The 23,623-nt window shown below is 70.2% G+C and carries 22 protein-coding genes; 14 read left to right on the top strand and 8 right to left on the bottom strand.

The window, feature by feature from the left end; genetic code table 11:
* Window positions 1-202: 202 nt before the first annotated feature.
* Window positions 203-2,434, top strand: a complete 2,232-nt coding sequence (locus EER27_RS10100; RefSeq protein ID WP_123087976.1) for an NADP-dependent isocitrate dehydrogenase — start codon at window positions 203-205, stop codon at window positions 2,432-2,434.
* A gap of 275 nt (window positions 2,435-2,709) precedes the next feature.
* On the opposite strand, the gene EER27_RS10095 is transcribed toward EER27_RS10100, so the two are convergent.
* Complete coding sequence (locus EER27_RS10095) at window positions 2,710-2,928, bottom strand: hypothetical protein (RefSeq protein WP_123087975.1); 219 nt, start codon at window positions 2,926-2,928, stop codon at window positions 2,710-2,712.
* Between the two features lie 125 nt (window positions 2,929-3,053).
* Between EER27_RS10095 and EER27_RS10090 the strand changes: the two genes are divergently transcribed.
* From EER27_RS10090 to ada, 7 genes are all read left to right on the top strand, one after another.
* Window positions 3,054-3,971 carry a LysR substrate-binding domain-containing protein gene (locus tag EER27_RS10090; protein ID WP_123088171.1) on the top strand — a complete coding sequence of 306 codons (918 nt, stop codon included), beginning with the start codon at window positions 3,054-3,056 and terminating at the stop codon, window positions 3,969-3,971.
* Window positions 3,972-4,141: 170 nt separating this feature from the next.
* Window positions 4,142-5,038, top strand: coding sequence for a class I SAM-dependent methyltransferase (locus tag EER27_RS10085; protein ID WP_425480832.1), 897 nt, complete (start codon window positions 4,142-4,144; stop codon window positions 5,036-5,038).
* A gap of 100 nt (window positions 5,039-5,138) precedes the next feature.
* Window positions 5,139-5,570 carry a PPC domain-containing protein gene (locus EER27_RS10080; RefSeq protein WP_123087974.1) on the top strand — a complete coding sequence of 144 codons (432 nt, stop codon included), beginning with the start codon at window positions 5,139-5,141 and terminating at the stop codon, window positions 5,568-5,570.
* A 21-nt stretch (window positions 5,571-5,591) separates the two neighbouring features.
* Window positions 5,592-6,161 (top strand): pseudouridine synthase, encoded by a 570-nt coding sequence (locus tag EER27_RS10075; protein ID WP_123087973.1) that lies wholly within the window; start codon window positions 5,592-5,594, stop codon window positions 6,159-6,161.
* 271 nt (window positions 6,162-6,432) lie between these two features.
* A complete protein-coding gene (locus tag EER27_RS10070; protein WP_123087972.1) occupies window positions 6,433-7,164 on the top strand; it encodes a 2OG-Fe(II) oxygenase in 732 nt (243 codons plus the stop codon).
* 9 nt (window positions 7,165-7,173) lie between these two features.
* Window positions 7,174-7,821 carry a DNA oxidative demethylase AlkB gene (alkB, locus tag EER27_RS10065; RefSeq protein ID WP_123087971.1) on the top strand — a complete coding sequence of 216 codons (648 nt, stop codon included), beginning with the start codon at window positions 7,174-7,176 and terminating at the stop codon, window positions 7,819-7,821.
* Between the two features lie 175 nt (window positions 7,822-7,996).
* Window positions 7,997-9,178, top strand: coding sequence for a bifunctional DNA-binding transcriptional regulator/O6-methylguanine-DNA methyltransferase Ada (gene ada / locus EER27_RS10060; protein WP_123087970.1), 1,182 nt, complete (start codon window positions 7,997-7,999; stop codon window positions 9,176-9,178).
* A gap of 41 nt (window positions 9,179-9,219) precedes the next feature.
* On the opposite strand, the gene EER27_RS10055 is transcribed toward ada, so the two are convergent.
* Together EER27_RS10055 and EER27_RS10050 are read right to left on the bottom strand one after the other, a co-directional pair.
* A complete protein-coding gene (locus EER27_RS10055; RefSeq protein ID WP_123087969.1) occupies window positions 9,220-10,164 on the bottom strand; it encodes a DMT family transporter in 945 nt (314 codons plus the stop codon).
* Window positions 10,165-10,257: 93 nt separating this feature from the next.
* Entirely contained in the window at window positions 10,258-11,205 is a 948-nt protein-coding gene (locus EER27_RS10050; RefSeq protein ID WP_123087968.1) for an aldo/keto reductase, read from the bottom strand.
* Between the two features lie 372 nt (window positions 11,206-11,577).
* Here EER27_RS10050 and EER27_RS10045 point away from each other — a divergent pair, with 372 nt between their 5' ends.
* Window positions 11,578-12,672, top strand: coding sequence for a hybrid sensor histidine kinase/response regulator (locus EER27_RS10045; RefSeq protein ID WP_190285737.1), 1,095 nt, complete (start codon window positions 11,578-11,580; stop codon window positions 12,670-12,672).
* 47 nt (window positions 12,673-12,719) lie between these two features.
* On the opposite strand, the gene EER27_RS10040 is transcribed toward EER27_RS10045, so the two are convergent.
* Window positions 12,720-13,121 carry a hypothetical protein gene (locus tag EER27_RS10040; RefSeq protein WP_223807270.1) on the bottom strand — a complete coding sequence of 134 codons (402 nt, stop codon included), beginning with the start codon at window positions 13,119-13,121 and terminating at the stop codon, window positions 12,720-12,722.
* A gap of 144 nt (window positions 13,122-13,265) precedes the next feature.
* Between EER27_RS10040 and EER27_RS10035 the strand changes: the two genes are divergently transcribed.
* A complete protein-coding gene (locus EER27_RS10035; RefSeq protein WP_123087966.1) occupies window positions 13,266-13,937 on the top strand; it encodes a Fe2+-dependent dioxygenase in 672 nt (223 codons plus the stop codon).
* A gap of 226 nt (window positions 13,938-14,163) precedes the next feature.
* Here the strand turns inward: EER27_RS10035 and EER27_RS10030 are convergent, their stop codons facing one another.
* Window positions 14,164-15,204 (bottom strand): sulfotransferase family protein, encoded by a 1,041-nt coding sequence (locus EER27_RS10030; protein WP_123087965.1) that lies wholly within the window; start codon window positions 15,202-15,204, stop codon window positions 14,164-14,166.
* Between the two features lie 433 nt (window positions 15,205-15,637).
* Window positions 15,638-18,172, bottom strand: coding sequence for an ATP-dependent helicase HrpB (hrpB, locus tag EER27_RS10025; RefSeq protein ID WP_123087964.1), 2,535 nt, complete (start codon window positions 18,170-18,172; stop codon window positions 15,638-15,640).
* 160 nt (window positions 18,173-18,332) lie between these two features.
* Here hrpB and EER27_RS10020 point away from each other — a divergent pair, with 160 nt between their 5' ends.
* Together EER27_RS10020 and EER27_RS10015 are read left to right on the top strand one after the other, a co-directional pair.
* Window positions 18,333-18,779 (top strand): cytochrome c oxidase assembly factor Coa1 family protein, encoded by a 447-nt coding sequence (locus EER27_RS10020; RefSeq protein WP_123087963.1) that lies wholly within the window; start codon window positions 18,333-18,335, stop codon window positions 18,777-18,779.
* A complete protein-coding gene (locus EER27_RS10015) occupies window positions 18,776-19,339 on the top strand; it encodes a cysteine hydrolase family protein (RefSeq protein ID WP_123087962.1) in 564 nt (187 codons plus the stop codon). Before EER27_RS10020 ends, EER27_RS10015 begins: the two co-directional genes overlap by 4 nt.
* 95 nt (window positions 19,340-19,434) lie before the next feature.
* On the opposite strand, the gene EER27_RS10010 is transcribed toward EER27_RS10015, so the two are convergent.
* Window positions 19,435-20,049, bottom strand: a complete 615-nt coding sequence (locus EER27_RS10010; RefSeq protein ID WP_223807269.1) for a DUF2238 domain-containing protein — start codon at window positions 20,047-20,049, stop codon at window positions 19,435-19,437.
* Between EER27_RS10010 and EER27_RS10005 the strand changes: the two genes are divergently transcribed.
* The gene (locus EER27_RS10005; RefSeq protein WP_223807268.1) at window positions 20,009-21,838 is read left to right on the top strand and encodes a M20/M25/M40 family metallo-hydrolase; all 1,830 of its coding nucleotides are present in this window, start codon (window positions 20,009-20,011) and stop codon (window positions 21,836-21,838) included. The two genes, EER27_RS10010 and EER27_RS10005, sit on opposite strands and share 41 nt — an antisense overlap.
* A 117-nt stretch (window positions 21,839-21,955) precedes the next feature.
* Complete coding sequence (locus tag EER27_RS10000; protein WP_123087960.1) at window positions 21,956-22,987, top strand: TIGR00266 family protein; 1,032 nt, start codon at window positions 21,956-21,958, stop codon at window positions 22,985-22,987.
* 66 nt (window positions 22,988-23,053) lie between these two features.
* Here the strand turns inward: EER27_RS10000 and EER27_RS09995 are convergent, their stop codons facing one another.
* Window positions 23,054-23,530, bottom strand: a complete 477-nt coding sequence (locus EER27_RS09995) for an Lrp/AsnC family transcriptional regulator (protein ID WP_123087959.1) — start codon at window positions 23,528-23,530, stop codon at window positions 23,054-23,056.
* Between the last annotated feature and the right edge of the window lie 93 nt (window positions 23,531-23,623).

The raw sequence follows: 23,623 nt of genomic DNA, 5'->3' as shown, positions 1-23,623 counted from the left end.
GCGCCGAGAACCGCGCCAACCCTACGCATGCGTAGGGTTGGCGCTTTGCCGGAAAACGCGTGAAACGCGACAATGGCCGGTCCGGATGGCGTTCGATGTCATCCGCGCGCGACACCCCCGAACGACCTCACCGCGGCCGCGACCTCCCCCGGCGCGCCGCCCGTCGCCTTCCAGCCTGATCAGCAAGCGAGCCGCTCCCGATATGTCCAACACCCCGAAGATCATCTACACGCTGACCGACGAAGCCCCGCTCCTGGCCACGCAGTCGTTGCTGCCCATCGTCGAAGCGTTTACCGGCACGGCCGGCATCGGGGTCGAGACCCGCGACATCTCGCTGGCCGCACGCATCCTGTCGCACTTCCCCGAAGCGCTGGGCGAGCGCCGCGTCGCCGACCACCTGGCCGAGCTCGGCCAGCTGGCCACGACACCGGAAGCCAACATCATCAAGCTGCCCAACGTCAGCGCCTCGGTGCCGCAGCTGAAGGCCGCCATCGCCGAGTTGCAGCAGCAGGGCTACCCACTGCCGGACTACCCGGACGAACCGCAGGACGATGCGCAGAAGCAGATCAAGGCGCACTACGACCGCACCAAGGGCAGCGCGGTCAATCCGGTGCTGCGCGAAGGCAACTCCGACCGCCGCGCACCGCTGTCGGTCAAGCAGTACGCACGCAAGCACCCGCACCGCATGGGCGCGTGGAACGCCGACTCGACGTCGCATGTGGCGCACATGGACGGCGGTGACTTCTACGGCAGCGAGCGCTCGGCGCTGATCGCACATGCCGGCAACGTGCGTATCGAACTGCTGGGCAAGGACGGCACCACCACCGTCCTCAAGAAGAAGACCGCGCTGCTGACGGGCGAGATCATTGACGCGGCGGTGATGAGCGCCAAGGCGCTGGCAGCGTTCGTCGATGCGCAGATCGCCGATGCGCAGCAGCAGGGCGTGCTGTTCTCGCTGCACCTGAAGGCGACGATGATGAAGGTCTCCGACCCGATCATGTTCGGCCTGGTGGTCTCGCGCTTCTACCGCGACGTGCTGGCCAAGCACGCCGATGCGCTGGAGAAGGTCGGCTTCGATGCCAACAACGGCATCGGCGATCTGTACACACGCCTGCCTTCGCTGCCGGCCGACACGCGTACGGCGATCGAAGCCGACATCCAGGCGCAGTACGCCTCGCGTCCGGGCCTGGCGATGGTCAACTCCGATAAGGGCATCACCAACCTGCACGTGCCCAGCGACGTGATCGTCGACGCGTCGATGCCGGCGATGATCCGCGACTCCGGCCGCATGTGGAACGCCGCCGGCCAGCTGCAGGACACCAAGGCGGTGATCCCCGACCGCTGCTACGCCGGCCTGTACGAGGCAGTGATCGACGACTGCAAGCGCCACGGCGCCTTCGACCCGGCCACGATGGGCAGCGTGCCCAACGTCGGCCTGATGGCGCAGAAGGCCGAGGAGTACGGCAGCCACGACAAGACCTTCCAGATCCCGGCCGACGGCACCGTGCGCGTGGTCGACGAGGCCGGCAACGTGCTGCTCGAGCACGCGGTCGAGGCCGGCGACATCTGGCGCATGTGCCAGACCAAGGACGCGCCGATCCAGGACTGGGTGAAGCTGGCCGTGAGCCGCGCCCGCCTGAGCCACACGCCGGCCGTGTTCTGGCTGGACCCGGCGCGCGCGCACGACGCGCAGGTGATCGCCAAGGTCCAGGCCTACCTCAAGGACCACGACCTGTCGGGCCTGGACATCCGCATCCTGTCGCCGGTCGAGGCCACGCGGTTCTCGCTCGAGCGCATCCGCCAGGGCCTGGACACGATCTCGGTGACCGGCAACGTGCTGCGCGACTACCTCACCGACCTGTTCCCGATCATGGAGTTGGGCACCAGCGCGAAGATGCTGTCGATCGTGCCGCTGATGGCCGGCGGCGGCCTGTTCGAGACCGGTGCCGGCGGTTCGGCGCCCAAGCACGTGCAGCAGTTCGTCGCCGAGAACTACCTGCGCTGGGATTCGCTGGGCGAGTTCCTGGCGCTGGCCGCCTCGCTCGAGCACCTGGCCAACCGCTACGACCACGCCGCCGCACGGGTGCTGGCCGACACGCTGGACACGGCCAACGCGCAGTTCCTCGACAACGACCGCTCGCCATCGCGCAAGGTCGGCGGTCTGGACAACCGCGGCAGCCACTTCTATCTGGCGATGTACTGGGCGCAGGCGCTGGCCGCGCAGGACGTCGATGCCGGGCTGAAGGCCAAGTTCACCGAACTGGCCGCGACCTTGCAGGCCAACGAGGCGACGATCGTCGACGAGCTGGTGCGCGTGCAGGGCCATCCGGTCGAGATCGGCGGCTATTACCACCCCGACCTGGCGCTGCTGGGCAAGGCGATGCGTCCCAGCGCGACGCTCAACGCCGCACTGGCCAAGCTGGCCGCGGGCTGACGCCGACCGGCAGGATCGCGCGCCCTCCCAACGGCGCGCGGACCTGCGACCAACGCCGCACAAAAAGAAAGGCCCGGGATTCCCGGGCCTTCTTCGTTCCTGCGTGGTGGTTTTTGGCGGGCCGTCCGCACCGGGTCGATGCGCGGGTCGCGCGAGGCGAAGCCATCGGGCATCGGTCAGGCGGTAATCCCCGGCGCCGAGCGTCCCGGTCCTGCGCAAGGACGCGTCAACGCCTGGGTCGCCAATGGCCGGGCATGCCGCTGCATGTCGAGCACTCAACCGCAGCACGCGCCGGCAACGCGGGGGTCGGCGTCGGTGGCCTCGCGACGCGGGGCCGAAACGCGGCGACCGAATACCGAGAACGGCGAGGCGAAGAAGTGGCGCGACGCAACCTCATTGCCCAGGCCTTCGGCGTAGCTGGTCTCGTCGTGGTCGGCCGGGCTGGCGTCGGTGTTGAAGCCGTGCAGGGACAGCATGTTGGTGAAGATGTTCATGGTGGGCTCCTTGGGGTTCCGGGTTGCCCGCGTTGGACATACCTCTTGAACGAGGTGCAAGATAGACCCGCAAAAACGCTTGAAAAAGCGACGATTCTGCAAGTCTGACTTGAATGGAATTCAAGATGAGCCGTGCCCCATTGCATGCCTTGCAGGGCTTTGTCGCCGCCGCGCGGACCGCCAATCTGTCGCGCGCGGCCGAGTCGATGCACCTCACGGTCAGCGCACTGAGCCACCAGATCCGCGGCCTGGAAACGCGCATGGGACAGCGCCTGTTCGTGCGTGGCGCGCGCGGCGTGTCACTGACTGATGAAGGTCGGGCGTTGTTCGATCGCATCGCGCCGCACCTGGACGCGATCGAACAGGCGGTGCGACCGGGCAGCACGCCGCGCCACGACATGCTGGCACTGACGATGCTGCCGTCGTTCGCATCGAGCTGGCTGGTGCCGCGGCTGCCGAACTTCCTGGCCCGGCACCCGCAGATGCAGGTCAGCCTGCAGTCCAGCAGCACGGTGGTCGACTTCGCGCGCGACCTGCAACTCGACGCCGGCCTGCGTTTCGGCCCCGGGCATTGGCCGGGGCTGCAGGCCGTGCACCTGTTCGACGACTGGCTGACGCCGACCGCCAGCCCGGCGCTGATCGCACGGCTGGGCCGGCCGACCCTGCAAACGCTCCGCACGTATCCGTTACTCGGCGACTCGGGCAACCGCTGGGGCGGGTGGTTCGCGACGATCGGCGGAGACCCGCCCGATCGCTACGTGGCCAACTTCGACGACTCCGAGACGCTGCACCGCGCCGCGGTCGAGGGGCTGGGCATCGCACTGGGCCGCGGCACGCTGATGCAGCCCTTCGTCGACGCTGGCCTGCTGGTACCTCTGTTCGACGAGCGCCAGGTCTCCGACTTCGCGCACTACCTCGTGTACCCGGCACGCTCGGCCGACCATACCGGCCTCACGCTGTTCCGCGAGTGGCTGCTCGAGCAGGCGCGCGAGTACGTCGAGGCGGTCGCAAGCGAGCAGCGCAGCATGCGTGGCCAGGAGTGAGCTGAGGACGACGGCGACCGTCGGTGCCCGCGCCCGCATCCCGTCTCACCGCGCTTCGCCAACGTCCGGGCGTGGCCCGCCCACCCGCGCCCCGCCGGTTCCTCACGCCCACCACTCGTTTCTGCTCCGGAGGCGCTAGTCTGGCGTCCCGTTCACTGGAAGCCCTGCGAATGAAGCCATTGCTGCTTGCTGCGATCCTCCCCGGCCTTCTGGCCGCTTGTGCCGGAGGAGCAACCGCCTCTGCGACGCCCGACGCCGCCACGGTGGGCAGCCAGGCCGACGCGTCCGCACGCGCACCGCGCGGCGACATGCTCGGTCGGGCCCAGCTCGACGCCGCGATCGCCGGCGACTGGCGCAGCGCCGGCAATGTCGCGCGTGACCGCTACCGCCACCCGCGCGAGACGCTGACCTTCTTTGAGGTCATGGGTGGCCAGACCGTCATCGAGATCACCCCGGGCGGCGGCTGGTACGCCGAAATCCTGGCCCCGTACCTGCGCCAGGACGGCCAGTACATCGCCGCGATGGTCGATCCGGCCGCGGTGCCCGAAGGCCGCGGCCGCGACAACCAGCAGCGCTATCGCAGCCAGCTCGACGCGAAGTTCGCCGCGGCGCCGGCGCAGTTCGATCGCGCGCGCGTGGTCGCTTTCAATCCCGTGCAGCCCGTGTTCGGTCCGCCGGCCTCGGCCGACGCGGTGCTGACCTTCCGCAACGTCCACAACTGGCGCATGGCCGGCCAGGCCGAGGGCATGTTCAAGGGCTTCTTCGCCGTACTGCGCCCGGGCGGCACGCTGGGCGTGGTCGAACACCGCGCCGCCGCCGACGTGCCGGCCGATGACAAGTCCGGTTACGTCGGCCAGGCGCAGATCATCGCGATGGCGCAGGCCGCCGGATTCGTGCTCGACGCCAGCAGCGAAGTCAACGCCAACCCGGCCGACACGCGCGACCATCCCAATGGCGTGTGGACGCTGCCACCGGTGAACGACCACGAGCCCGCGGACAATGCAAAATACAAGGCGATTGGCGAGAGCGACCGCATGACCCTGCGGTTCCGCAAGCCGGCCGGTTGAGCGCGCCGCCAGACCGTTTCGATCACGCCGGCCGCGCAGGGGCGTCCGGCGATCCCTCGAACCATTCCCTGCCAACAAAACCAAAAACTAAGGAAAGTACATGCGCCTCCACACCCTCGCGCTCGGCCTCGTCGCCGCTCTCGCCGCCACCACCGCCAGCGCTGCCGACTGGAGCCCGAAGTCGCTGCAGATGGGTCGTCAGGTCAACGGCACCCTGGTCGCCGCCGACCGCCCGAGCGACAACGGTGGCCGCAGCCACGACTACCGCATCAACCTGCCGGCCGGCCAGCTGGTCGCGATCAGCGCCAAGTCCGACGACTTCGACACCGTGCTGGTGCTGTTCGGACCGACCGGCAACAAGATCTCCGAGAACGATGACCGCGAAGGCGAAGGCGACAGCACCGACTCGCTGATCGTCACCGAGGTCGAGGCCGCCGGCGAATACCTGCTTCGCGTCCACGCGCTCTCGGGCGACGACGACAGCGCCACCGGCGACTACTCGCTGAAGGTCATGAGCATTGCCGACCAGTAATCCGCGGTACCGGACGCGCCGATGCTGATCGCGTTCAACAAGCCGTACGGCGTGCTGTGCCAGTTCACCGATCGCAGCACGCCGCCGCGGCCCACGCTGGCGGGCTTCGGCCTGCCCGCGGACGTCTATGCCGCCGGCCGCCTCGACCACGACAGCGAAGGCTTGCTGCTGCTGACCGACGATGGCCCGTTGGCCCATCGCCTCACCGACCCGCGCCACAAGGAACCCAAGACCTACGTCGTGCAGGTCGAGGGCGAACCGTCGACGCACCAGCTCGACGCACTATGCCGGGGCGTGGTGCTCAACGACGGCCTGACGCTGCCCGCGCAGGCGCTGGCGATCGACCCGCCGCACTGGCTGTGGCCGCGCGATCCGCCGGTGCGTTACCGCAAGACCGTGGCCGATTCATGGCTGCAGCTGACCATCCACGAAGGGCGCAACCGCCAGGTGCGGCGGATGACCGCCGCGGTCGGGCTGCCGACCCTGCGCCTGATCCGCACCGCGATCGGCACGCAACAGCTTTCCGGCCTGGCACCGGGGCAATGGCGCGACTGCCCGGCCGAACCCGGCAACACCCGTCGGCGCCGCTGACCGCGATCGCCCCACTGCTGCGCCGCCGTCGCACGGACCATCCATCTGCCTGGCTGCCGGCGCGGCGCACCGGACATCGACACGGCAGGCAAGCCCGCCAACCGATGGCGAATTCGCCAGCAAGCAACGGAGTGCCTGGCGCGATTCGTGCCGGCACACTGCCGTGATCGCGACCACTCAACGGAACCTCGACCATGACCCAGACCGCCGCGACCGATACCCGCCGGCGTCCGCCACTCTCGGCGTGGCGCCCGCGCCGCGGGGCGAACGCATGAGCGTCGAACGGGGCGATGCCGGCACACCCGGCGACCGCGTGTCCGCGTTCGATTGGGACGAAGCCCAGCGTTCGCTCGACGCACACGGCAACGCTCTGCTGCCGGGTCTGCTGACCGCGGACGAATGCGCGGCGATGACCGCGCTGTACGCGCACCACGATCCCTTTCGCAGCCGCGTCGTGATGGCGCGTTACGGCTTCGGCAGCGGCGAGTACAAGTACTTCGGGTATCCGTTGCCCGACGCCGTGTCGGCGCTGCGCTCGGCGATCTACCCACGCCTGGTGGCAATCGCCAATCGCTGGAACGATGCGATGCAGGTCGACGTGCACTACCCCGAACACCACGAGGAATTCATCCGGCGCTGCCATGACGCCGGCCAGCTGCGACCCACGCCGCTGCTGCTGCGGTACGGCGAGGGCGACTACAACTGCCTGCACCAGGACCTGTACGGGGAGCACGTCTTTCCGATCCAGCTGACGGTGCTGCTGTCGCAACCGGGCCGCGATTTCGAGGGCGGCGAATTCGTGCTGACCGAACAACGCCCGCGCCAGCAGTCGCGCGCCGAAGTGGTGCCGCTGGCGCAGGGCGACGCGGTGCTGTTTGCGGTCAACCAGCGACCGGTGGCGGGCGCACACGGCAGCCGCAAGGTCACACTTCGCCACGGCGTCAGCCGGGTCCGTTGCGGACAGCGGCACGCGCTGGGCATCATCTTCCACGATGCACGCTGAGTCGGATCGATGATTGGCGACCTGTTCGGTACCGCTCTGGTTGGCCACCGCGAACGCCTCGGCGAACAGGCATTCGTGCTGCGCGGCTTCGCGCTGGCGAACGAAGCGGAACTGCTGCTTGCGCTGGCGGACGTCAGCGCGGCCGCGCCGTTCCGCCGACTGGTGACGCCGGGCGGATTGACCATGTCGGCGGCGATGACCAATTGCGGCGCGCTGGGCTGGACCAGCGACCGGCGCGGCTATCGCTATGCCAGCCACGATCCCGACAGCGGCCAACCCTGGCCCGCGATGCCCGTCGCCATGCTGGCGTTGGCACGCGAGGCCGCCAGCGAGGCCGGATTCCCCGGGTTCGTTCCCGATGCCTGCCTGATCAACCGCTACCTGCCCGGGACGCGGTTGTCGCTGCACCAGGACCGCGACGAACGCAGCCACGACCATCCGATCGTCTCGGTCTCGCTCGGCATTCCGGCGACGTTTCTTTTCGGCGGCCATCGGCGGGCCGACAAGGCCGCGCGCATACCACTGGTGCACGGCGACGTGGTGGTCTGGGGCGGCGTCGATCGCCTGCGCTTCCACGGCGTTGTGCCGCTCAAACCGGCCCGGCACCCGCTGCTGGGCGAGCAGCGCATCAACTTCACGCTGCGCAAGGCCGGCTGACCCGCACGATGCGGCACGCCGGCCGGTTGGAGTAGCTTGGACACAGCCGTCCAGATCGACGCAGGCCCGCCCGGGCACGGCCGATCACCGCCAATTCGACCGCAAGACCCGGAGTGATCGCCGCGGGCACACGGCCTACCTTGACCACTGGCCAGGCTACCCACGCATCGACGCCATGAACCGTCCACTTCGATCCACCGCCCGACAGTCCATCGCCAGCCCGCCGTCCGCGACCGAGCGTGATCCCCGCTGGGCGGCCGTGGTGGCACGCGATCCCGCCGCCGACGCGCGCTTCGTCTACGCGGTGAAGACCACCGGCGTGTACTGCCGGCCGAGCAGCCCATCGCGTTTGCCGCGGCCGCAGAACGTGGTGTTCTTCGACAATGCCGAGGCCGCGCAGGCCGCCGGTTACCGGCCCAGCCGACGCGCGGCCGCCGATCAGAGCGCGGTCGCCGCGCAGCACGCGGCGGTGGTCGCGGCGGCATGCCGGCACATCGAGGCAGCCGATGCGACGCCGTCGCTGGCCGAACTCGCACAACGCGCGGCGATGAGTCCCTACCACTTCCATCGCGTCTTCAAGGCCGCCACCGGCGTCACGCCCAAGGCCTACGCGTCCGCGCACCGTGCCCGGCAGATGCGCGATCGACTCGATCGCACGCCGACCATCACCGATGCGATCTACGACGCCGGCTTCAACGCCAACAGCCGCTTCTACGAAACCGCCGGCCAGCGCCTGGGAATGCGTCCGAAGGACTACCGCGCCGGCGGCAGCAACACCGACATCCGCTTCGCCGTCGGTGAATGCTCGCTCGGCGCGATCCTGGTCGCGCGCAGCGAACGTGGCGTCTGCGCGATCCTGCTGGGCGAGGATCCCGATGCCCTGGCGCGCGATCTGCAGGACCAGTTCCCGCGCGCGAACCTGATCGGCGGCGATGCCGGCTTCGAGCACCTGGTGGCGCGCGTGGTGGGCCACGTCGAGGCACCCGCGATCGGTCTGGACCTGCCGCTGGACGTGCAGGGCACGGCGTTCCAGGAGCGCGTCTGGCAGGCCCTCCGGCAGATCCCGGCCGGCAGCACCGCGTCGTACGCGCAGGTCGCGGCCAGCATCGGCATGCCCCGGGCCGTGCGCGCGGTGGCGCAGGCGTGCGCGGCGAACCACCTCGCCGTGGCCATCCCCTGCCATCGCGTGGTGCGCAGCGACGGCGCACTGTCGGGCTATCGCTGGGGCGTCGAGCGCAAACGCGAGCTGCTGCAGCGCGAGGCGCCAGCGGCAACCACCACCGTCGCACCGACGCCGTCCGGCGGGACGACGACGCGCCGCATGCGCGCGCCCGGCAAGTCCACCTCGCGGGCCTGAGCCGGCACCGACACGCGCTGTGCGGGCACGTACCGCGCCCGCTACTCCTCGCCAGCGATCGGCACCGAGTTGGCACCCGGGCGGGTCAGCACCCACACGCCGCCCAGCACCACCCCGGTACCGAGCAACTGCAGCGCCGTGATCGGCTCGCCCAGCAGCCAGCCGCCGAGGAACAGCAGCGACACCGGGCCGATCACCGACAGCTGCGCGGCGGTGGCCGCGCCCAGTCGCGCGACCGCCGCCATCGTGAACGTCACCGGCAGGAAGGTGCACAGCACGGCGTTGGCCACCGCCAGCAGGTAGGCGTTGGCCGGCAGTTGCAGCAGGTGCTGCGGATCGCGCACCAGCAGGTAATGCAGCACGGTCGCCGCGGTGGACACGCACATCGCGTACGCCACCAGGCGCAGCGAGCCGATGCGCTTGACCAGCTGCCCCGACATGGCCAGGTAAAGCGCGTAGCTCATCGCCGCCAACAGCACCAGCGCGCTGCCGAACAGCAGGTGATCGCCCTGCGCGCGCAGGTTCTCGGCGAACACCAGCGTGACGCCGGCGTAGCTGACGGCCATCGCCACCCATTCCCGGCGCGCGACGCGGCGGCCAAACGCCAGAACCCCCAACAGCAGCACGAAGGTCGGGTTGAGGAACAGGATCAACCGCTCCAGCGACACCGGCACGTACTGCAGGCCCCAGAAGTCCAGCAGGCTGGAGAGGTAGTAGCCCAGAACGCCCAGCACGAGGATCAGCCCCATGTCGCGACGCGACAGCGCCTGCGCACCGCCACGGTGACGCTCTCGCCAGCCCAGCGCGACGAACAGCGGCAGCGCCATCAGCATGCGCAACGCCATCACGTCCAGCGCGTCGAGCCCTTCGCGGAACAGGAACTTGGCGAGGATCGCCTTGGCCGAGAACAGCACCGCGCCGGCGGCAGCCAACGCAAGGCCGGTGCGATGCCGGCGCAGCGCGTGTGGGTCGATGGAGTCGGTCATCACTGGGTCGTGTGGAATGCGGCGCAGGAGCGCGGTCGCGGCAAGCGCGCCGCGCGAGGGTGAGGCATCACGGGGCGCGGGCGAGCACCGCCCTCAGGCGGCACCGGCCGCATCCAGTTGTGCGATGTCGTCCGCCGACAGCGACAGCCGCGCCGCGCCCAGCAGTTCCCGCAGCTGCTCGACGCTGGTCGCGCTCGCAATGGGCGCGGTCACGCTGGGCCGCGCCATCAGCCACGCCAGCGCGCACTGCGCCGGTGTCGCGCCATGCCCGGCGGCCACGTCGTCCAGCGCCTCCAGCACGCGCAGGCCGCGCGGCTCGAGATAGCGCATCACCGCACCGGCGCGCGCGGCGCTCTTGCCAAGGTCAGCGACGCTGCGGTACTTGCCACTGAGGAAACCGCTGGCCAACGAGTAATAGCTGATCACGCCCACCGAACGCTCCCGCACCAACGGCTCGAGCGCGCTCTCGAAACCCGCGCGGTCGACCAGGTTGTACTCGGGCTGCAGGCACTCGTAGCGCGGCAGGCCCAGCTCCTGCGCGGTGTCGAGCGCCTGGGCGAAGCGTTCTGCGGAATAGTTGGACGCGCCGATCGCGCGCACCTTTCCCTGCTCGATCAGCCGCGCGAACGCGCCGAGGGTGTCGGCCAGCGGCACCAGCGGATCGTCCTGGTGCGCCTGGTACAGATCGATGACGTCGGTCTGCAGGCGCCGTAGCGACTCGTCGGCGGCGGCGGCGATGTTGGCCGGCGACAGCCCGGGCCGCGGCACCCACTTGCCGACCTTGGTCGCGATGGTGACGCGATCGCGCTTGCCACCGCGCCGCAGCCAGCGGCCGATGATGGCCTCGGACTCACCGCCGTGGTTCCCCGGTGCCCAGTGCGCGTAGCTGTCGGCGGTGTCGACCAGGTCGAAACCGGCATCGACGAAGGCATCCAGCAGCGCAAACGAGGTCGCCTCGTCGACGCTCCAACCAAACACGTTGCCGCCGAACGCGAACGGCGCCACCGACAACGGCGATCGACCCAGTGGACGTCGGTTCATGGCAGCTCCATCGGCAACGTGGACAGGTGCGCGCAGGCGCGTGCGGCGTCGGCAGGACGCCATGATGACGGCCCACGGCGATCACGCCCAGCGCCGTCGACGGCCCGGGTGCCGCCGCACCGTCCCGGACAGCCCGGTTTCCGCGACGCGGCGCAAGCTGTCGACGTCGACGGGCAGCCACCGCCGCCCCGCCATCGCACCATGGGCCCCGCCGCGTCCGGGCCCGGACGCGGCGCCGCCGTCGCGCTCCAGGCGGGCCACGTTCGGCCGTACCGTCCTGGCCAATGCGTTCTGCTAACGTCTGCACGCCAGCGCTTTGCCCGCGGCACCGATCAGGGGAATCGGACGCCCACATCCGGGAATCACTCAGGCATGAACAGCGTCCCCGCTACCGGCTGCATCCTGGTTGTCGACGACCAGTCCGCGAACCTGCGCGTGGTCAGCAGCCTGCTGTCCCGTCAGGGCTACACCGTGCTGGTCGCCGGCAATGGCGACGAAGCGCTGGCGACCTACGCCGAGTCGGTGCCCGACCTGATCCTGCTCGACATGATGATGCCGGGCATGGACGGGTTCGACGTGCTGGCCGCGCTGCGCAGCCGCCATGCGCCGCTGCGCACGCCGGTGATATTCGTCACCGCCGCGCAGGACCGCGAACTGCTGCTGCGCGCGTTCGACGCTGGCGTGGTCGACTACGTGACCAAGCCGTTCCTGCCTGAAGAGCTGCTGGCGCGCGTGAACGCGCACATCGGGTTGAAGCTCACCCGCGACCGCCTCGAACGCGTGGCCCGCGAACGCGAGGAACTGGTCAACCTGGTCGCGCACGACCTCAAGAACCCGATCAGCAGTGTGCTGTTTGCCAGCGACATCCTGCGCAACGACGGCTGCCGCCCCGAACGCGTGCCGCGCTACCTGGACATGATCCACGAGAGCGCCGACGACGCGCTGGGCTACATCCGGCACTACCTCGAGCGGCAGTCCGGTGCCTGCACCGGCGACAACCATCGCGCCGACCTCGGACGCACGCTCGATTGGCTGGTGCAGCGTTACGAGATGCAGTTGGAAGCCCACGGCATCCACATCGAACTGCAGCGTCCGGCGATCTCCGCCACGGTCGGCATCGACGAGCGCGTGTTGCGTCAGGTCAGCGAGAACCTGGTGACCAATGCCATGAAGTACGCACCCGGCGCGCCGTTGCTGCTGGCCGCGCGCGCCGGCGCGCCGGGGTTCTGGCAGCTGGTGGTGGCCGATCGCGGACCCGGCATACCGCCGCTGCGGCAGCGCGAACTGTTCAAGCCGTTCACGCGACTGCACGACGGCAACGACGGCATTTCCAGCGGGCTCGGCCTGTCGCTGGCCAAACAGATCATCGCCGATGCCGGTGGACAGCTCTGGTACGAGACGCGCAAGAGCGGCGGCGCGCGCTTCGTGATCGAACTGCCCGAGGCGACGGACGCCACCACGGGCTGATTCGGCGCGCGCCGTGCCGGACGTTTGCCCGGCGCGGCACGGTGCGATTACTCGGACGCGTGGGTGCCGGTGGTGGTGGTGTCTCGCGGAGCGCGCGTGGGTCGGCTGGCGGGCTTGCGCCGCGTGCGCTCGCTGCCGTTGGCCTTGCGCGCATCGATCCGGCGCGAGCTGCCTTCGATCGGTTCGCCCTGGCGTGCGGCCTCCTCGGCCTGGCGCTTGCGCCGTTTCACCGCGTACCACAGCAGGCCCGCACCGGCCGCGGCGGCCACCAGCAACGCCGGATTGCGGCGTGCGAACTTGCCCGCGACGCTTGCGCCGGTCTTCAACGCGCCCAGCTTCGCGCCGGTTTCCAACCATTTGCGGGCCGGCGGCAGCGCGTTGCGCAGGTTGTCGCCCAGCGTGCCGGCCAGTTCCAGCGCGCGGCCGGGCAATCCGTTGAAAGTGTTCATGATCGACTCCTGTGATGATGCGAAGGACTGTCAGCAGCGAGCGGCCAGTGTCGGCAAGCCGGTGTTGGCGATGCGTGAGCGGTTGCCGGCCCGCGGCTGAATGCCGATCATCGGCGCTGTCCCCGCCTGCCAGCCGAGTTGCCGATGATCCGTGTGCTGCCGAACGTTCTGGGCCCCGCCGAGCTGCAAGCGGTGCGCGAACTGCTGCCGCAGGTGCGCTTCGGCGATGGCCGCATCACCAACCCCGATTCCACCGTCAAGCACAATCTGCAGGCGCCGCAGGACGACCCGGCCAACGCGCGCATCGCCCAGATCGCGCGCGACGCGCTGGTGCGCCACCCCGACCTGCGCATCTACGCGCAGCCACGCACGATGGCGCGCACCACGGTGGTGCGCTACGAGCCGGGCATGGACTACGGCTGGCACGTCGACGAAGCGCTGTTCCCATCCAGCCCGCCGATCCGCAGCGACCTGTCGTGCACGATCTTCCTCAACGCCCCGGTCGATTACGACGGCGGCGAACTCAGCATCGAACTGGGCGGCCAGGAGCTGTCGTACAAGCTCGAACCCGGCAGCGCGATCCTCTACCCGTCGACGACCATCCACCGCGTCGCTCCGGTGACACGCGGCGTGCGCCTGGCGGCGATCACCTGGCTGCACAGCTGGATTGCCGACGCGGCGCAACGCGAGCTGTTGGTGCAGCTGGACGAAGCCCGCGCCATCGCCGTGCGCGGCGCGGCACCGGGCGACCCGCGCCTGCAGGTGCTGCTGGAATCGCTGCGCACCAACCTGTTCCGGATGTGGGCCGACACGTGAAAGCAGGCCTGCCGTAGAACGAGCATGCCTTGCGCGGCGTGCCGCATGCTGCCGGCTCGACCGCGCACCACGTGATCGACATCAGCCGGTGTCAGCCGTGATCAGCGGGGGCGCTGCGACGCAGCGCTTGGTGTGTTGCGCCCGCGCCGAATGAACGGTTGGCGTGGCGAGGGGTGGGACGGAGAGAGACGTCGAGCAGGCCATCGCCCGCAACTCGACGCTTCGGTTACGCCTCCCCCGCTTGCCGCTCACCTGCCACGGCCAGCAACGACGGATGGCGTTGCAGCCGCGCGCTCACCCACGCCAGTCCGGCGTCGATGTCGGCGCGGTGTCGCTCGTACGCCAGGTGCAGGTCGTGTGCGCGATCGTCGCGGCCATAGCCGTGGTCCTGCGACTTGGAATAGCGCCCCCAGGCCGGTGAGGCCATTGCCGCGTCGACGCCGAGCGGGTCCAACGACAGGTGTTCGGCCAATGCCGTCAGGACTGCGCGGGGATCGGCCAGCAACGCCTCGAAATCCACCCGCAGCACGCGATCGCCGTGTTCGCCGCGAGCCAGCGCATCGAAGCGCAGTCGCTCGGCGAGCCAACCCATCGCGCACTGCTGGGGAAGCGACAGCGCATGCAAGGCAAGGTCGTCGCCGACGCCGTGGTCGTGCAGCACCTGCAGACGGTCGGCTGCCGCGTTGGCGGCATCGAGTACCGAGTTCGGCGATTTCAGCAACGTCGCCAGGTACGGTCGCAGCGGCATGTCGAGCAGCACCGCGCGCGACGTCGCGTGCATCGCCAGCACCGACGCCGCCAGCGCGTTGCAGCTGCTGGTCGCCTTGACCACGCAGCGCGATCGCGGCGCAGGCGCCAGCGACCACGCCGCCCACAACGCGCGCAGCAATCGCGGCGCCTGATCGGGTGCGATCCGCGATTGCGGTTGCCTCAGGAGGGGCCAGGCGTCGGCCAGCGTGCGCAACGGCAACGGCTCGCGCAGGCCCTGCACGTCGTCCCAGCTGTCCAGCAGCCGGCTCAGCAGGGTCGAACCGCAATGGCCGATGTGGAAGATCGCGTCGGCCGCGCGCGCGCGCGGTAACGGCACATCCAGCAGGCTGTCGAACCCGAGCCAGCCACCTTCGGCATCGGCCGGCAGGGCGCGTTCGTCGAGGAAAGCCGCCTCGCGGCGCCAGCGCGGGTCCACGCGCAGCCACAGCACGCGGCGCGTCACCGGATCGAGCTTGAAGGGCAGGAAGGCGGGATCGTGCAGGGGCGAGGAGGGCATCGGCGCAGTGTAGTGAGCGCTCGCGCGACGCAACAGCCGGCGTTTCCGTGACTTCGGCGGCACCGACCTTGGCGCCCGAAAATCCGAACGCTCGCCACGGGGATGCCCGACACGCGATCGCCCGGTTCACCGATACCGTGATCGCCAACGCGTCGGGATCATCTCCTCCATGTCGCCATCGCTCCGTCATCGCGATCATTGTGTGCAGCGGATGGGGCGCCGTCGCGCTGGCTGCCGGTTTCGCCGGACCGGATGGCCAGCACGGCAGCGTGTGCCGATGACGGACGATGGCGACATCCCAGAGGCACGAGTGAGGGTCACCGCACCGGCGCGCGCGGCGGTCGCGCAGCGGGACGGCGGTCATCGGTGCGGAGCGCGCGCCGGGCCGCCCGGTCCCGAACGGTTTAGTCCTGCGCGCTCAGGTCCTGCGCAGTCATGTCCCGCGCGGCTTGGCCCGGTGTGTCGCGGTGGCGCTCCAGGGGTCCTCGGGCCAGGGGTGACGCGGGTATCGGCCCTTCATTTCCTTCTTTACTTCCGGATAGGTGCGATCCCAGAAGCCGCGCAGGTCCTGCGTGATCTGCAGCGGCTTGCCACCCGGCGACAGCAGATGCAGGGTCAGCGGCACCCGGCCATCGGCAATCCGTGGCGTGTCCGCCAGGCCGAACAGTTCCTGCAACTTCACCGCCAGCACGGGCGGCATCGGCGCGCCACGGCCGTCGTCGGCGTGGTCGTCGAAGCCGTACTCGATTCGCCGCTCGAGCCCCGAGGGCACGCTGATGCGGGTCGGTGCCAGCGCGTCGATGCGCTGCCGCAGCGACCATTCCATCCCGGACTTCAACGCTTCCGAAAACGCGCCCTCGTCGAGCGCGTCCAGGCGAGTCTTGCCGGCCAGCGCCGGCTTGAGCCAGCGGTCCAGCGACGCCAGCAGCGCGGCATCGGACAGGTCCGGCAGGCCGTCCAGTTCGCCCAGCCATGCGCGCAGGCAGCGCACCCGCGCTCGCCATTGCGACAGCGGCTCGGTCCACGGCAGCGCGTCCAGGCCGAGTTGATGCACCGCGTCGACCAGGGCGTCGGCAAAGCGCGACGGGTCGGGCTTTGCCAACGCGCGCGTGTCCAGCACGATGCGGTCGAAGCGGCTCTCGCGCTGCGCGGCGATGCGACGGGCGCCGGCATCCCAGACCACGCGGTCCTCGCTGGTGAAACGCTGCGGGAAATCGCGGCGCAGGCGTGCCTCGTCCAGCGGTGCCGCACGCAGCACGCGGGCGTCGCGCGGGTCGTCGCGCAACTCGCTGATCACCAGCCACGGCTCGCCGTACAGCGCGCTGTCGTCAAACAGCTTGGCGCTGCGACCGTTGGCCAGCTGGTAGCGGAAGGGGTCGGAGGGGTGCTGGCGCGCGATGCGGTCCGGAAACGCGTGCAGCAGCAGATCGCCCAGTGCGTGCGCGGGCACGCTGTCGGCCGGTGCGGTGTCCACGCGCAGGCGTCGCCGCCACTGGCGCGCGGCCTGGTCCAGCGCGGCCAGACCCGAACGCGAGGCATCGGCGGAGACGCGTCCACGGCGGAACGCCGCCAGCGCTTGCCAACGCTCGGCCAACGCATCGCTGCGCGAACGCAACGGGTCGCGCGCCTCGACCAGGGCCGCCAGGTCGCAGGCCAACGCCTTCTCGTCGTCACCGCGGGGCGCCAGCAACATCGCCGCCAATCGTGGGTGCGTGCCGAGTGCGAGCATGCGTTTGCCGAACGCGTTGATCACCGCGCCATCCACCGCACCCAGCCGCTGCAGCAGGTCGCGTGCGGCCGCCAGCGCCCCCGGTGGAGGCGCATCGACAAACGGCAGCGCCACGTTGCCCCAGGCGGCCAGCTCGAGCGCCAGACCGGCCAGCTCGACCTGGGCGATCTCGGGCCGCCGCTGCGGCTCCAGGCGCTGGGATTGCGGCCACAGCCGGTACGCCCATCCGTCGGCGATGCGCCCGGCGCGGCCGGCGCGTTGGTCGGCCGAGGACTGCGCGACGTGCACCACGTCGAGCCGCGCGAATCCGCTGTTCGGGTCGTAGCGCGGCTCACGCGCAAGGCCGCTGTCGATCACCACACGCACGCCGGGCAGGGTCACGCTGGATTCGGCGACGTTGGTGGCCAGCACCACGCGGCGCCGGCCTTGCGGGTCGGGTTGCAGCACCTGCGATTGCTGCTCGACGGGCAGCTCGCCGTGCAGCGTCAGAACGGCCGGCGCGGGCGCGGGCAGGGCCTGGCCCAGCGCCGCCTCGACGCGCGCTATCTCGCGCTGTCCGGGCAGGAACACCAGCACGTCGCCGGGATGCGCAGCCAGCGCGTGTTCGACCGCACGCCGGGTCTGCGCCTCCAGCGCTTCGTCGCGGCGCGCGGGGAAGTGCGCAACCTCCACCGGAAACGCGCGCCCGGCGCTGCTCAGGCGCGGCGCATCCAGGAAGTTCGCCAGCCGTTCGCCATCCAGGGTTGCCGACATCACCACGATGCGAAGGTCCTCGCGCAATCCGGCCTGCACGTCCAGCGCGAGCGCCAGGCCGAGGTCGGCAGCGAGGTGACGTTCGTGGAATTCGTCGAACAGCAGGGCGCCGATGCCCTCGAGCATCGGGTCGTCCTGGATCATCCGGGTCAGGATGCCCTCGGTGACCACCTCAATGCGGGTACGCGCGGACACCTTGTTCTCAAACCGGATGCGGTAGCCGACGGTTTCGCCGACCGGCTCGCCGCGCTGGCCGGCCATGAACGTGGCCGCCGCACGCGCGGCGACACGCCGCGGTTCGAGCATCACGATCCGCTGGCCCGCCAGCCACGGTGCGTCGAGCAGCGCCGGCGGCACCTGGGTGGTCTTGCCTGCACCGGGCGGCGCTTCCAGCACCAGGCGCGGGTGCGCCGCCAAGCTGTCGCGGATCCGCGGCAGCAGTTCGTCGATCGGGAAGGAAGGCGGTGGCGATGCGCTGCGATTCACGCGGAAAGGATACCGGGCGGCGGCAACCGCGATGGTGCGAGTTCGGGCGTACTGATGAGACGGCCGGTGTCTCGACGGGCTGCGCTGTTCCGATCACGCGGCCCGGCTTCAGGCGCGGCGCTAGACTCGGCAGCATCGTCACCCGAATCAGGAGCACGCCATGTCGCACCCCGCGCCGCCCGGCTGGGCACGTCGCAACTGGAAGTGGCTGCTCGCCGTCGGGCTGGTGCTTGCGTTGGGATTGTTGGTCGCCTTTGCGTTGGCCATCGTCGGGTTCGTGTTCTCGATGATCAAAAGCAGTGACCCCTACCGTGACGGACTCGCCGCGGCGCGCAGCAGCCCGGCCGTGGAGGCCGCACTCGGTCGACCGATCGAGGCCGGCTACCTGGTCTCGGGCAACATCGAGGTCAGCGGCGCAAGCGGCGAGGCAGTGTTGTCCGTGCCGCTGCTCGGTCCCAAAGGCAAGGCGACGCTGACCATCGAAGGCCGCAAGCGCGCGGGCCGATGGGAGTATTCGCTGCTGCGCGTACAGCCGCGCGTCGGTGCGGCGATCGACCTGGGAACGACGGCCGCTGCGCCGACGGCGACCGAGGCCGAAGCGCCATGAACGCCATCGACACGGGCACCGCCGCGCTGGTGGTGATCGATGTGCAACGCGGTCTGTTCGACACCCGGCCGCCGCCGTTCGAGGCCGACGCGGTGGTCGCCCGGATCAACGGGCTGGCCGACCGGGCGCGCGCAGCCGGCGCGCCGGTGGTGTTCGTGCAACACGAGCGCGACGGCAGCCCGCTCGCGTTCGGCAGCAATGGCTGGTCGCTGGAATCCAGCCTGCGGCAGAGCCCGCGCGACTACGTTGTGCGCAAGACCACGCCCGACGCGTTTCTGCGCACCGGGCTGGCCGACCTGCTTCAAGCACTCGCCGTCGACCGGCTGGTGCTGTGCGGTTACGCGAGCGAGTTCTGCGTCGACACTACCGCCCGGCGTGCGGCCGCGCTGGGCTTTCCCGTGACCCTGGCCGCCGACGCCCACACGACGCACGACAAACCCCACCTGGACGCGGCACGCATTCGCGCGCACCACAACGCCACGTTGCCGGACATCTCCAGCTTCGGGGTGGAAATCCGCGCCGTGGACAGCGACGCGATTGAGTTTTCCCGCGCTGGCTAACGGCTCCCAGCAGGTTCTGCATTCGGGACGCACGGCGAGGTGCGTTCCCACGTCCCGCATCACCATCGGCAAGAACAACGCGGTCGGTTGCGCGCCTAGCGGGCGGGCTCCGTCGGCGCGGCTGCGCCAAGTTGGCGGTCGTGCACGCGCGACCACAGCAGCAACGACAATGCCGCGCCGCACAGGCACAGAAACATGTCCCACTGCGTGTCCCAGACATCGCCCTGGGTGGCCAGGAAAGCATCGGCATCGGCGCCAAAGGCCAACGCGGCCCACCACTCGATGAGTTCGAACAGGGCACTGAAGCTCAACGCGGCGGCCAGCACCAGGTAGACCAACCAGCCGCCGCGACGCAGGGGCGTGCAACGAAGCAACAGTTCGCGGGCGAGAATCGCCGGCACGAAGCCCTGCATGAAGTGCCCGACGCGATCCCAGGGATTGCGCTCGAAACCGAACAGGTCCCGCAGCGAGAAACCCAGCGGCGTCTGCGCGTAGGTGTAGGCGCCGCCGTAGATCAGCACCAGCGCGTGCGCGACCAGCAGCCAGCACAGCAATCGCGACAGCGGGAACGCCGCGCCGAACGTGCCGCGCGCGGCCAGCACCACCAGCGGCAAGCCGACCAGCACCCACACCACCTCCAGCAGCCAGGTCAGCCGGTCGGTCGGCGCAATGGCCGACCACAGCAGCGCGGCGATGACGATCGCCGCCATCAGGCCGGCCTCGCGCCTCGAAGGCGTCGTGGCGATGGCGGCGTTTGCGGATGGCGATGGCGATGGCGATGGCGATGGCGCGGCCATGGTGTCCAGGGCGTGGTGGTGGGCGTCGATTGTGGCGCGTCCAGCGGGCGTCGTCCGCTACCCTGCGCCGATGCACTACCGCTGCCTGCCATCGCCGCTTTTAACGGCACTCCTGTTGCTGCTGCCGCTCGCCTGCTCGCGCGCGCCCACCGCGCAACAGCAAGCCGGCGCGGCACGCATCGAGGCCGACGTACGCGCGCTGTCGCACGACCGCTTCGAAGGCCGCCTGACCGCCAGTCGCGGGTTCGAGGGCGCGGCCGATCACGTCGTTCGGCGCATGCAGGCGCTGGGCCTGGAACCGGCGGGCGATGCCGGTGGCTGGTTGCAGGCGGTGCCCTTGCTGCGCGCGACGCGGATCGAACACGGCGGCGAGCTGCGCGTGCGTCGCGACGGCCGCGACCGCGCGTTGCGCTGGCAGTCGGATTTCCTGCCCGAGCCCAGCGTCGACCACGCCGTCGCACAGGTCGAAGCCCCGGCGGTGTTCGTTGGTCACGGCGTGCGTGTCGCGGGTCGCGACGACTACGCCGGGCTGGACCTGCGCGGGCGCATCGCGGTGCTGCTCGACGGCGCTCCCGTCGGCCTGGATCCGGTCAGCGACGCCTTGCACGCCTCGCGCCAGGCCAAGCTGCGCGAAGCCGCTCGGCACGGCGCGGTCGGCGCGGTGTTCCTGCGCCGCGACGACGACGAGCGCGCGTGGCCGTGGTCGCGCATCGCCGCGCATTGGCACGAGCCGGCGATGCAGCTGCGCGGTCGCGACGACCGCGGGCTCGACAGCCTGCCGGGGTTGCGGGTGGTCGCGGTGGTGCGTGCCGGCGCCGCCGACGCGGTGCTGGCAGGCAGCGGCACCGATGCTGCCACGCTGTTTCAGGCCGGCCGCGACGGCCGCGTGCGCGCCTTCCCCCTGCCCGGCACGCTGCGACTTTCCGCACGCAACGCCATCGACCGCGTGCAGTCGCACAACGTCGTCGGGCGCCTGCGCGGCAGCGACCCCGGGCTGAACGACGAGCACGTGGTCCTGAGCGCGCACCTGGATCACCTGGGCATCGCCGGCGGTCGCATCCACGGCGGAGCGGTCGACAACGCACTGGGCGTTGCGGTGATGCTGGAAAGCGCGCGTGTGCTGGCAACCCAACCGCATCGCCCACGCCGCTCGGTGTTGTTCCTGGCCACCACCGGCGAGGAGCAGGGCCTGCTGGGTGCCCGCTGGTTCGTTCGGGCCGCGCCACGGGGCGCGTTGATCTCCAACCTCAACCTCGACATGCCGGTGCTGGCCGTGGCGACCGACGACGTGGGCGTCGCCGGCGCGGCGCTGTCGGACCTGCGGCAGCCCCTGCACGACGCGGCACGCGAGCTCGACGTGTCTGTGAGTGCCGATCCGCTGCCCCAGTACGCGATGTTCCAGCGCAGCGACCAGCACGCGTTCGCGCGCGCCGGCATCCCGGCGCTCTACCTGTTCGGGGGCGTCGACGCGAGCAGCTGGCGCGAGGACGCGCGCGCCGGATTCACGCGCTTTCTCGGCCAGCGCTACCACGACGTGGACGACGGGCCGGACCAGGCCATCCATTGGCCCGACGCGGAGCGCCTGGCACGGTTGGTCGCCCGCACTGGCGCGCGAGTGGCCGACGCCCCACAGCGCCCCGCCTGGGTGGCCACCGCGGGGTACGGCGGTACCGTCCCCGACACGCCGGACACCCAACGCTAGCGATTCCGCGTCCGCGGCCGGTGTAGCCATCGACCACCCTCACCTTCCACCCATGACGCTGCGGCGATCCCGTGGTATTCCGTGCGGCCATTACCCAGCACAGCAAGGAACGTCGTCATGATCCAGTGGTATTTCGTCTCGCCCGGCACGGGCAACCGCGTCGGCCCGCTCGACGAGGACGCCGCCCAGGCGCACGCGCAGCGCAACCCCGGCGACCAGTGCTGGCGCGAAGGCCTCGGCGGCTGGCAGCCGGTGCGGGCGATGCCCGAGTTCGCCAGCGCCCACACCGACATGCCGCCGCCGGTCCTTCCGCCGATTCCGGGCGGTGCCAAGCCACGCGGCCGCAGCGACGAGATCGACTACCGCATCGTCGGCAACGACATGCCCTTCGTCGAAGTCGAACTCGACCCGGGCGAAAGCGCGATCGCCGAGGCCGGTGCGCTGATGTACAAGGACGCCAGCGTGCAGATGGACACGGTGTTCGGCGACGGCTCCAGCAGCGGCCAGGGCGGTGGCGGTTTCATGGGCAAGCTGCTGTCGGCCGGCAAGCGCGTGCTGACCGGCGAGAGCCTGTTCACCACGATGTTCACCCACCAGGGCACCGGCAAGGCCAAGGTCGCGTTCGCCGCGCCGTATCCGGGCACGGTGCTGGCGATGAACCTCAGCGAGCACGGCGGCCGCCTGATCTGCCAGAAGGACAGCTTCCTGGCCGGCGCGCGCGGCGTGTCGGTGGGCATCCACCTGCAGCGCAAGATCCTCACCGGCCTGTTCGGCGGCGAAGGCTTCATCATGCAGAAGCTCGAAGGCGACGGCTGGGTGTTCGTGCACGCCGGCGGCACGCTGGTCGAACGCGAACTCAAGGCCGGCGAGCGCATCGACGTCGACACCGGCTGCGTGATGGCCTACCACGACACCGTCAGCATGGACGTGCAGGCGGTCGGTGGCATCAAGAGCATGCTGTTCGGTGGTGAAGGCGTGTTCCTGGCCACCCTGACCGGGCCGGGCAAGGTCTGGCTGCAGTCGTTGCCGTTCTCGCGCATGGCCGGACGCATGCTCGCGGCCGCGCCGCAGGCCGGCGGCCAGAACCGTGGCGAAGGCTCGGTGCTTGGCGGCCTGGGCCGTCTGCTCGACGGCGACAACAACTTCTGACGTCGTCGCGATGCCGCGCACCGTGCCCGTCCTGGGCACGGTGCATTGCGATCCAACCCGTCGCGCTCAGCGCGCCGGCAGTGGCAGACCGCGGAACGCCTTGACGGTTCGCAGCACGAAGCTGGAATTGACGTCGGCGACGCCGGCCTGGTTGAGCAGGCGGTCGAGCAGGAAGCGCGAGAAGTGCTCCAGATCGCTCACCGCGATCTGCAGCAGGTAGTCCATGTCGCCGGTCAGGGCGTGGCAGGCGATCACCTCGTCCCACTGGTTCACGAACGCGGTGAACGCGGCGATCGCATCGGCGTCGTGGTGCGCGAGCTGCACGCGCACGAACGCCTGCAGGCCCAGGCCAATGCGCTCGGGATCGACCTGCGCGCTGTAGCCGGCGATCACCCCCTCACGCTCGAGCCGCTGGACGCGCCGCAGACAGGCCGACGCTGACAGGTGCACGCGTTCGGCCAGCTCGGCGTTGGTGAGGCGGCCACCGCGTTGCAGCTGCGCAAGCAGCAACAGGTCGGTGCGATCGAGGTCAACTGCGGGCATTTCGTGCGATCAACTCGCTGAACAAGCAAGAATCATGCGCCAGACCCGCAATCTGGCGCAATAACGCAAGCTTGTTGCGCGCCAAGCGGGCTA

The sequence above is a fragment of the Montanilutibacter psychrotolerans genome (assembly GCF_003719825.1).
In the GTDB taxonomy this organism is placed as follows: domain Bacteria; phylum Pseudomonadota; class Gammaproteobacteria; order Xanthomonadales; family Xanthomonadaceae; genus Montanilutibacter; species Montanilutibacter psychrotolerans.
This window is presented reverse-complemented; position numbering and strand designations above follow the sequence as displayed.

Bases quoted from the DNA above. Each gene is read 5' to 3' on its own strand.
- EER27_RS10040 (WP_223807270.1), bottom strand. From the start codon at position 13,121: ATGAACACTTTCAACGGATTGCCCGGCCGCGCGCTGGAACTGGCCGGC.
- EER27_RS10070 (WP_123087972.1), top strand. From the start codon at position 6,433: ATGAGCGTCGAACGGGGCGATGCCGGCACACCCGGCGACCGCGTGTCC.
- EER27_RS10100 (WP_123087976.1), top strand. From the start codon at position 203: ATGTCCAACACCCCGAAGATCATCTACACGCTGACCGACGAAGCCCCG.
- EER27_RS10085 (WP_425480832.1), top strand. From the start codon at position 4,142: ATGAAGCCATTGCTGCTTGCTGCGATCCTCCCCGGCCTTCTGGCCGCT.
- EER27_RS10015 (WP_123087962.1), top strand. From the start codon at position 18,776: ATGAACGCCATCGACACGGGCACCGCCGCGCTGGTGGTGATCGATGTG.
- EER27_RS10000 (WP_123087960.1), top strand. From the start codon at position 21,956: ATGATCCAGTGGTATTTCGTCTCGCCCGGCACGGGCAACCGCGTCGGC.
- EER27_RS10055 (WP_123087969.1), bottom strand. From the start codon at position 10,164: ATGACCGACTCCATCGACCCACACGCGCTGCGCCGGCATCGCACCGGC.
- ada (WP_123087970.1), top strand. From the start codon at position 7,997: ATGAACCGTCCACTTCGATCCACCGCCCGACAGTCCATCGCCAGCCCG.
- EER27_RS10080 (WP_123087974.1), top strand. From the start codon at position 5,139: ATGCGCCTCCACACCCTCGCGCTCGGCCTCGTCGCCGCTCTCGCCGCC.
- EER27_RS10090 (WP_123088171.1), top strand. From the start codon at position 3,054: ATGAGCCGTGCCCCATTGCATGCCTTGCAGGGCTTTGTCGCCGCCGCG.
- EER27_RS10035 (WP_123087966.1), top strand. From the start codon at position 13,266: ATGATCCGTGTGCTGCCGAACGTTCTGGGCCCCGCCGAGCTGCAAGCG.
- EER27_RS10095 (WP_123087975.1), bottom strand. From the start codon at position 2,928: ATGAACATCTTCACCAACATGCTGTCCCTGCACGGCTTCAACACCGAC.
- alkB (WP_123087971.1), top strand. From the start codon at position 7,174: ATGATTGGCGACCTGTTCGGTACCGCTCTGGTTGGCCACCGCGAACGC.
- EER27_RS10010 (WP_223807269.1), bottom strand. From the start codon at position 20,049: ATGGCGGCGATCGTCATCGCCGCGCTGCTGTGGTCGGCCATTGCGCCG.
- EER27_RS10050 (WP_123087968.1), bottom strand. From the start codon at position 11,205: ATGAACCGACGTCCACTGGGTCGATCGCCGTTGTCGGTGGCGCCGTTC.
- EER27_RS10005 (WP_223807268.1), top strand. From the start codon at position 20,009: ATGGCCGACCACAGCAGCGCGGCGATGACGATCGCCGCCATCAGGCCG.
- EER27_RS10030 (WP_123087965.1), bottom strand. From the start codon at position 15,204: ATGCCCTCCTCGCCCCTGCACGATCCCGCCTTCCTGCCCTTCAAGCTC.
- EER27_RS10045 (WP_190285737.1), top strand. From the start codon at position 11,578: ATGAACAGCGTCCCCGCTACCGGCTGCATCCTGGTTGTCGACGACCAG.
- EER27_RS10020 (WP_123087963.1), top strand. From the start codon at position 18,333: ATGTCGCACCCCGCGCCGCCCGGCTGGGCACGTCGCAACTGGAAGTGG.
- EER27_RS10075 (WP_123087973.1), top strand. From the start codon at position 5,592: ATGCTGATCGCGTTCAACAAGCCGTACGGCGTGCTGTGCCAGTTCACC.
- EER27_RS09995 (WP_123087959.1), bottom strand. From the start codon at position 23,530: ATGCCCGCAGTTGACCTCGATCGCACCGACCTGTTGCTGCTTGCGCAG.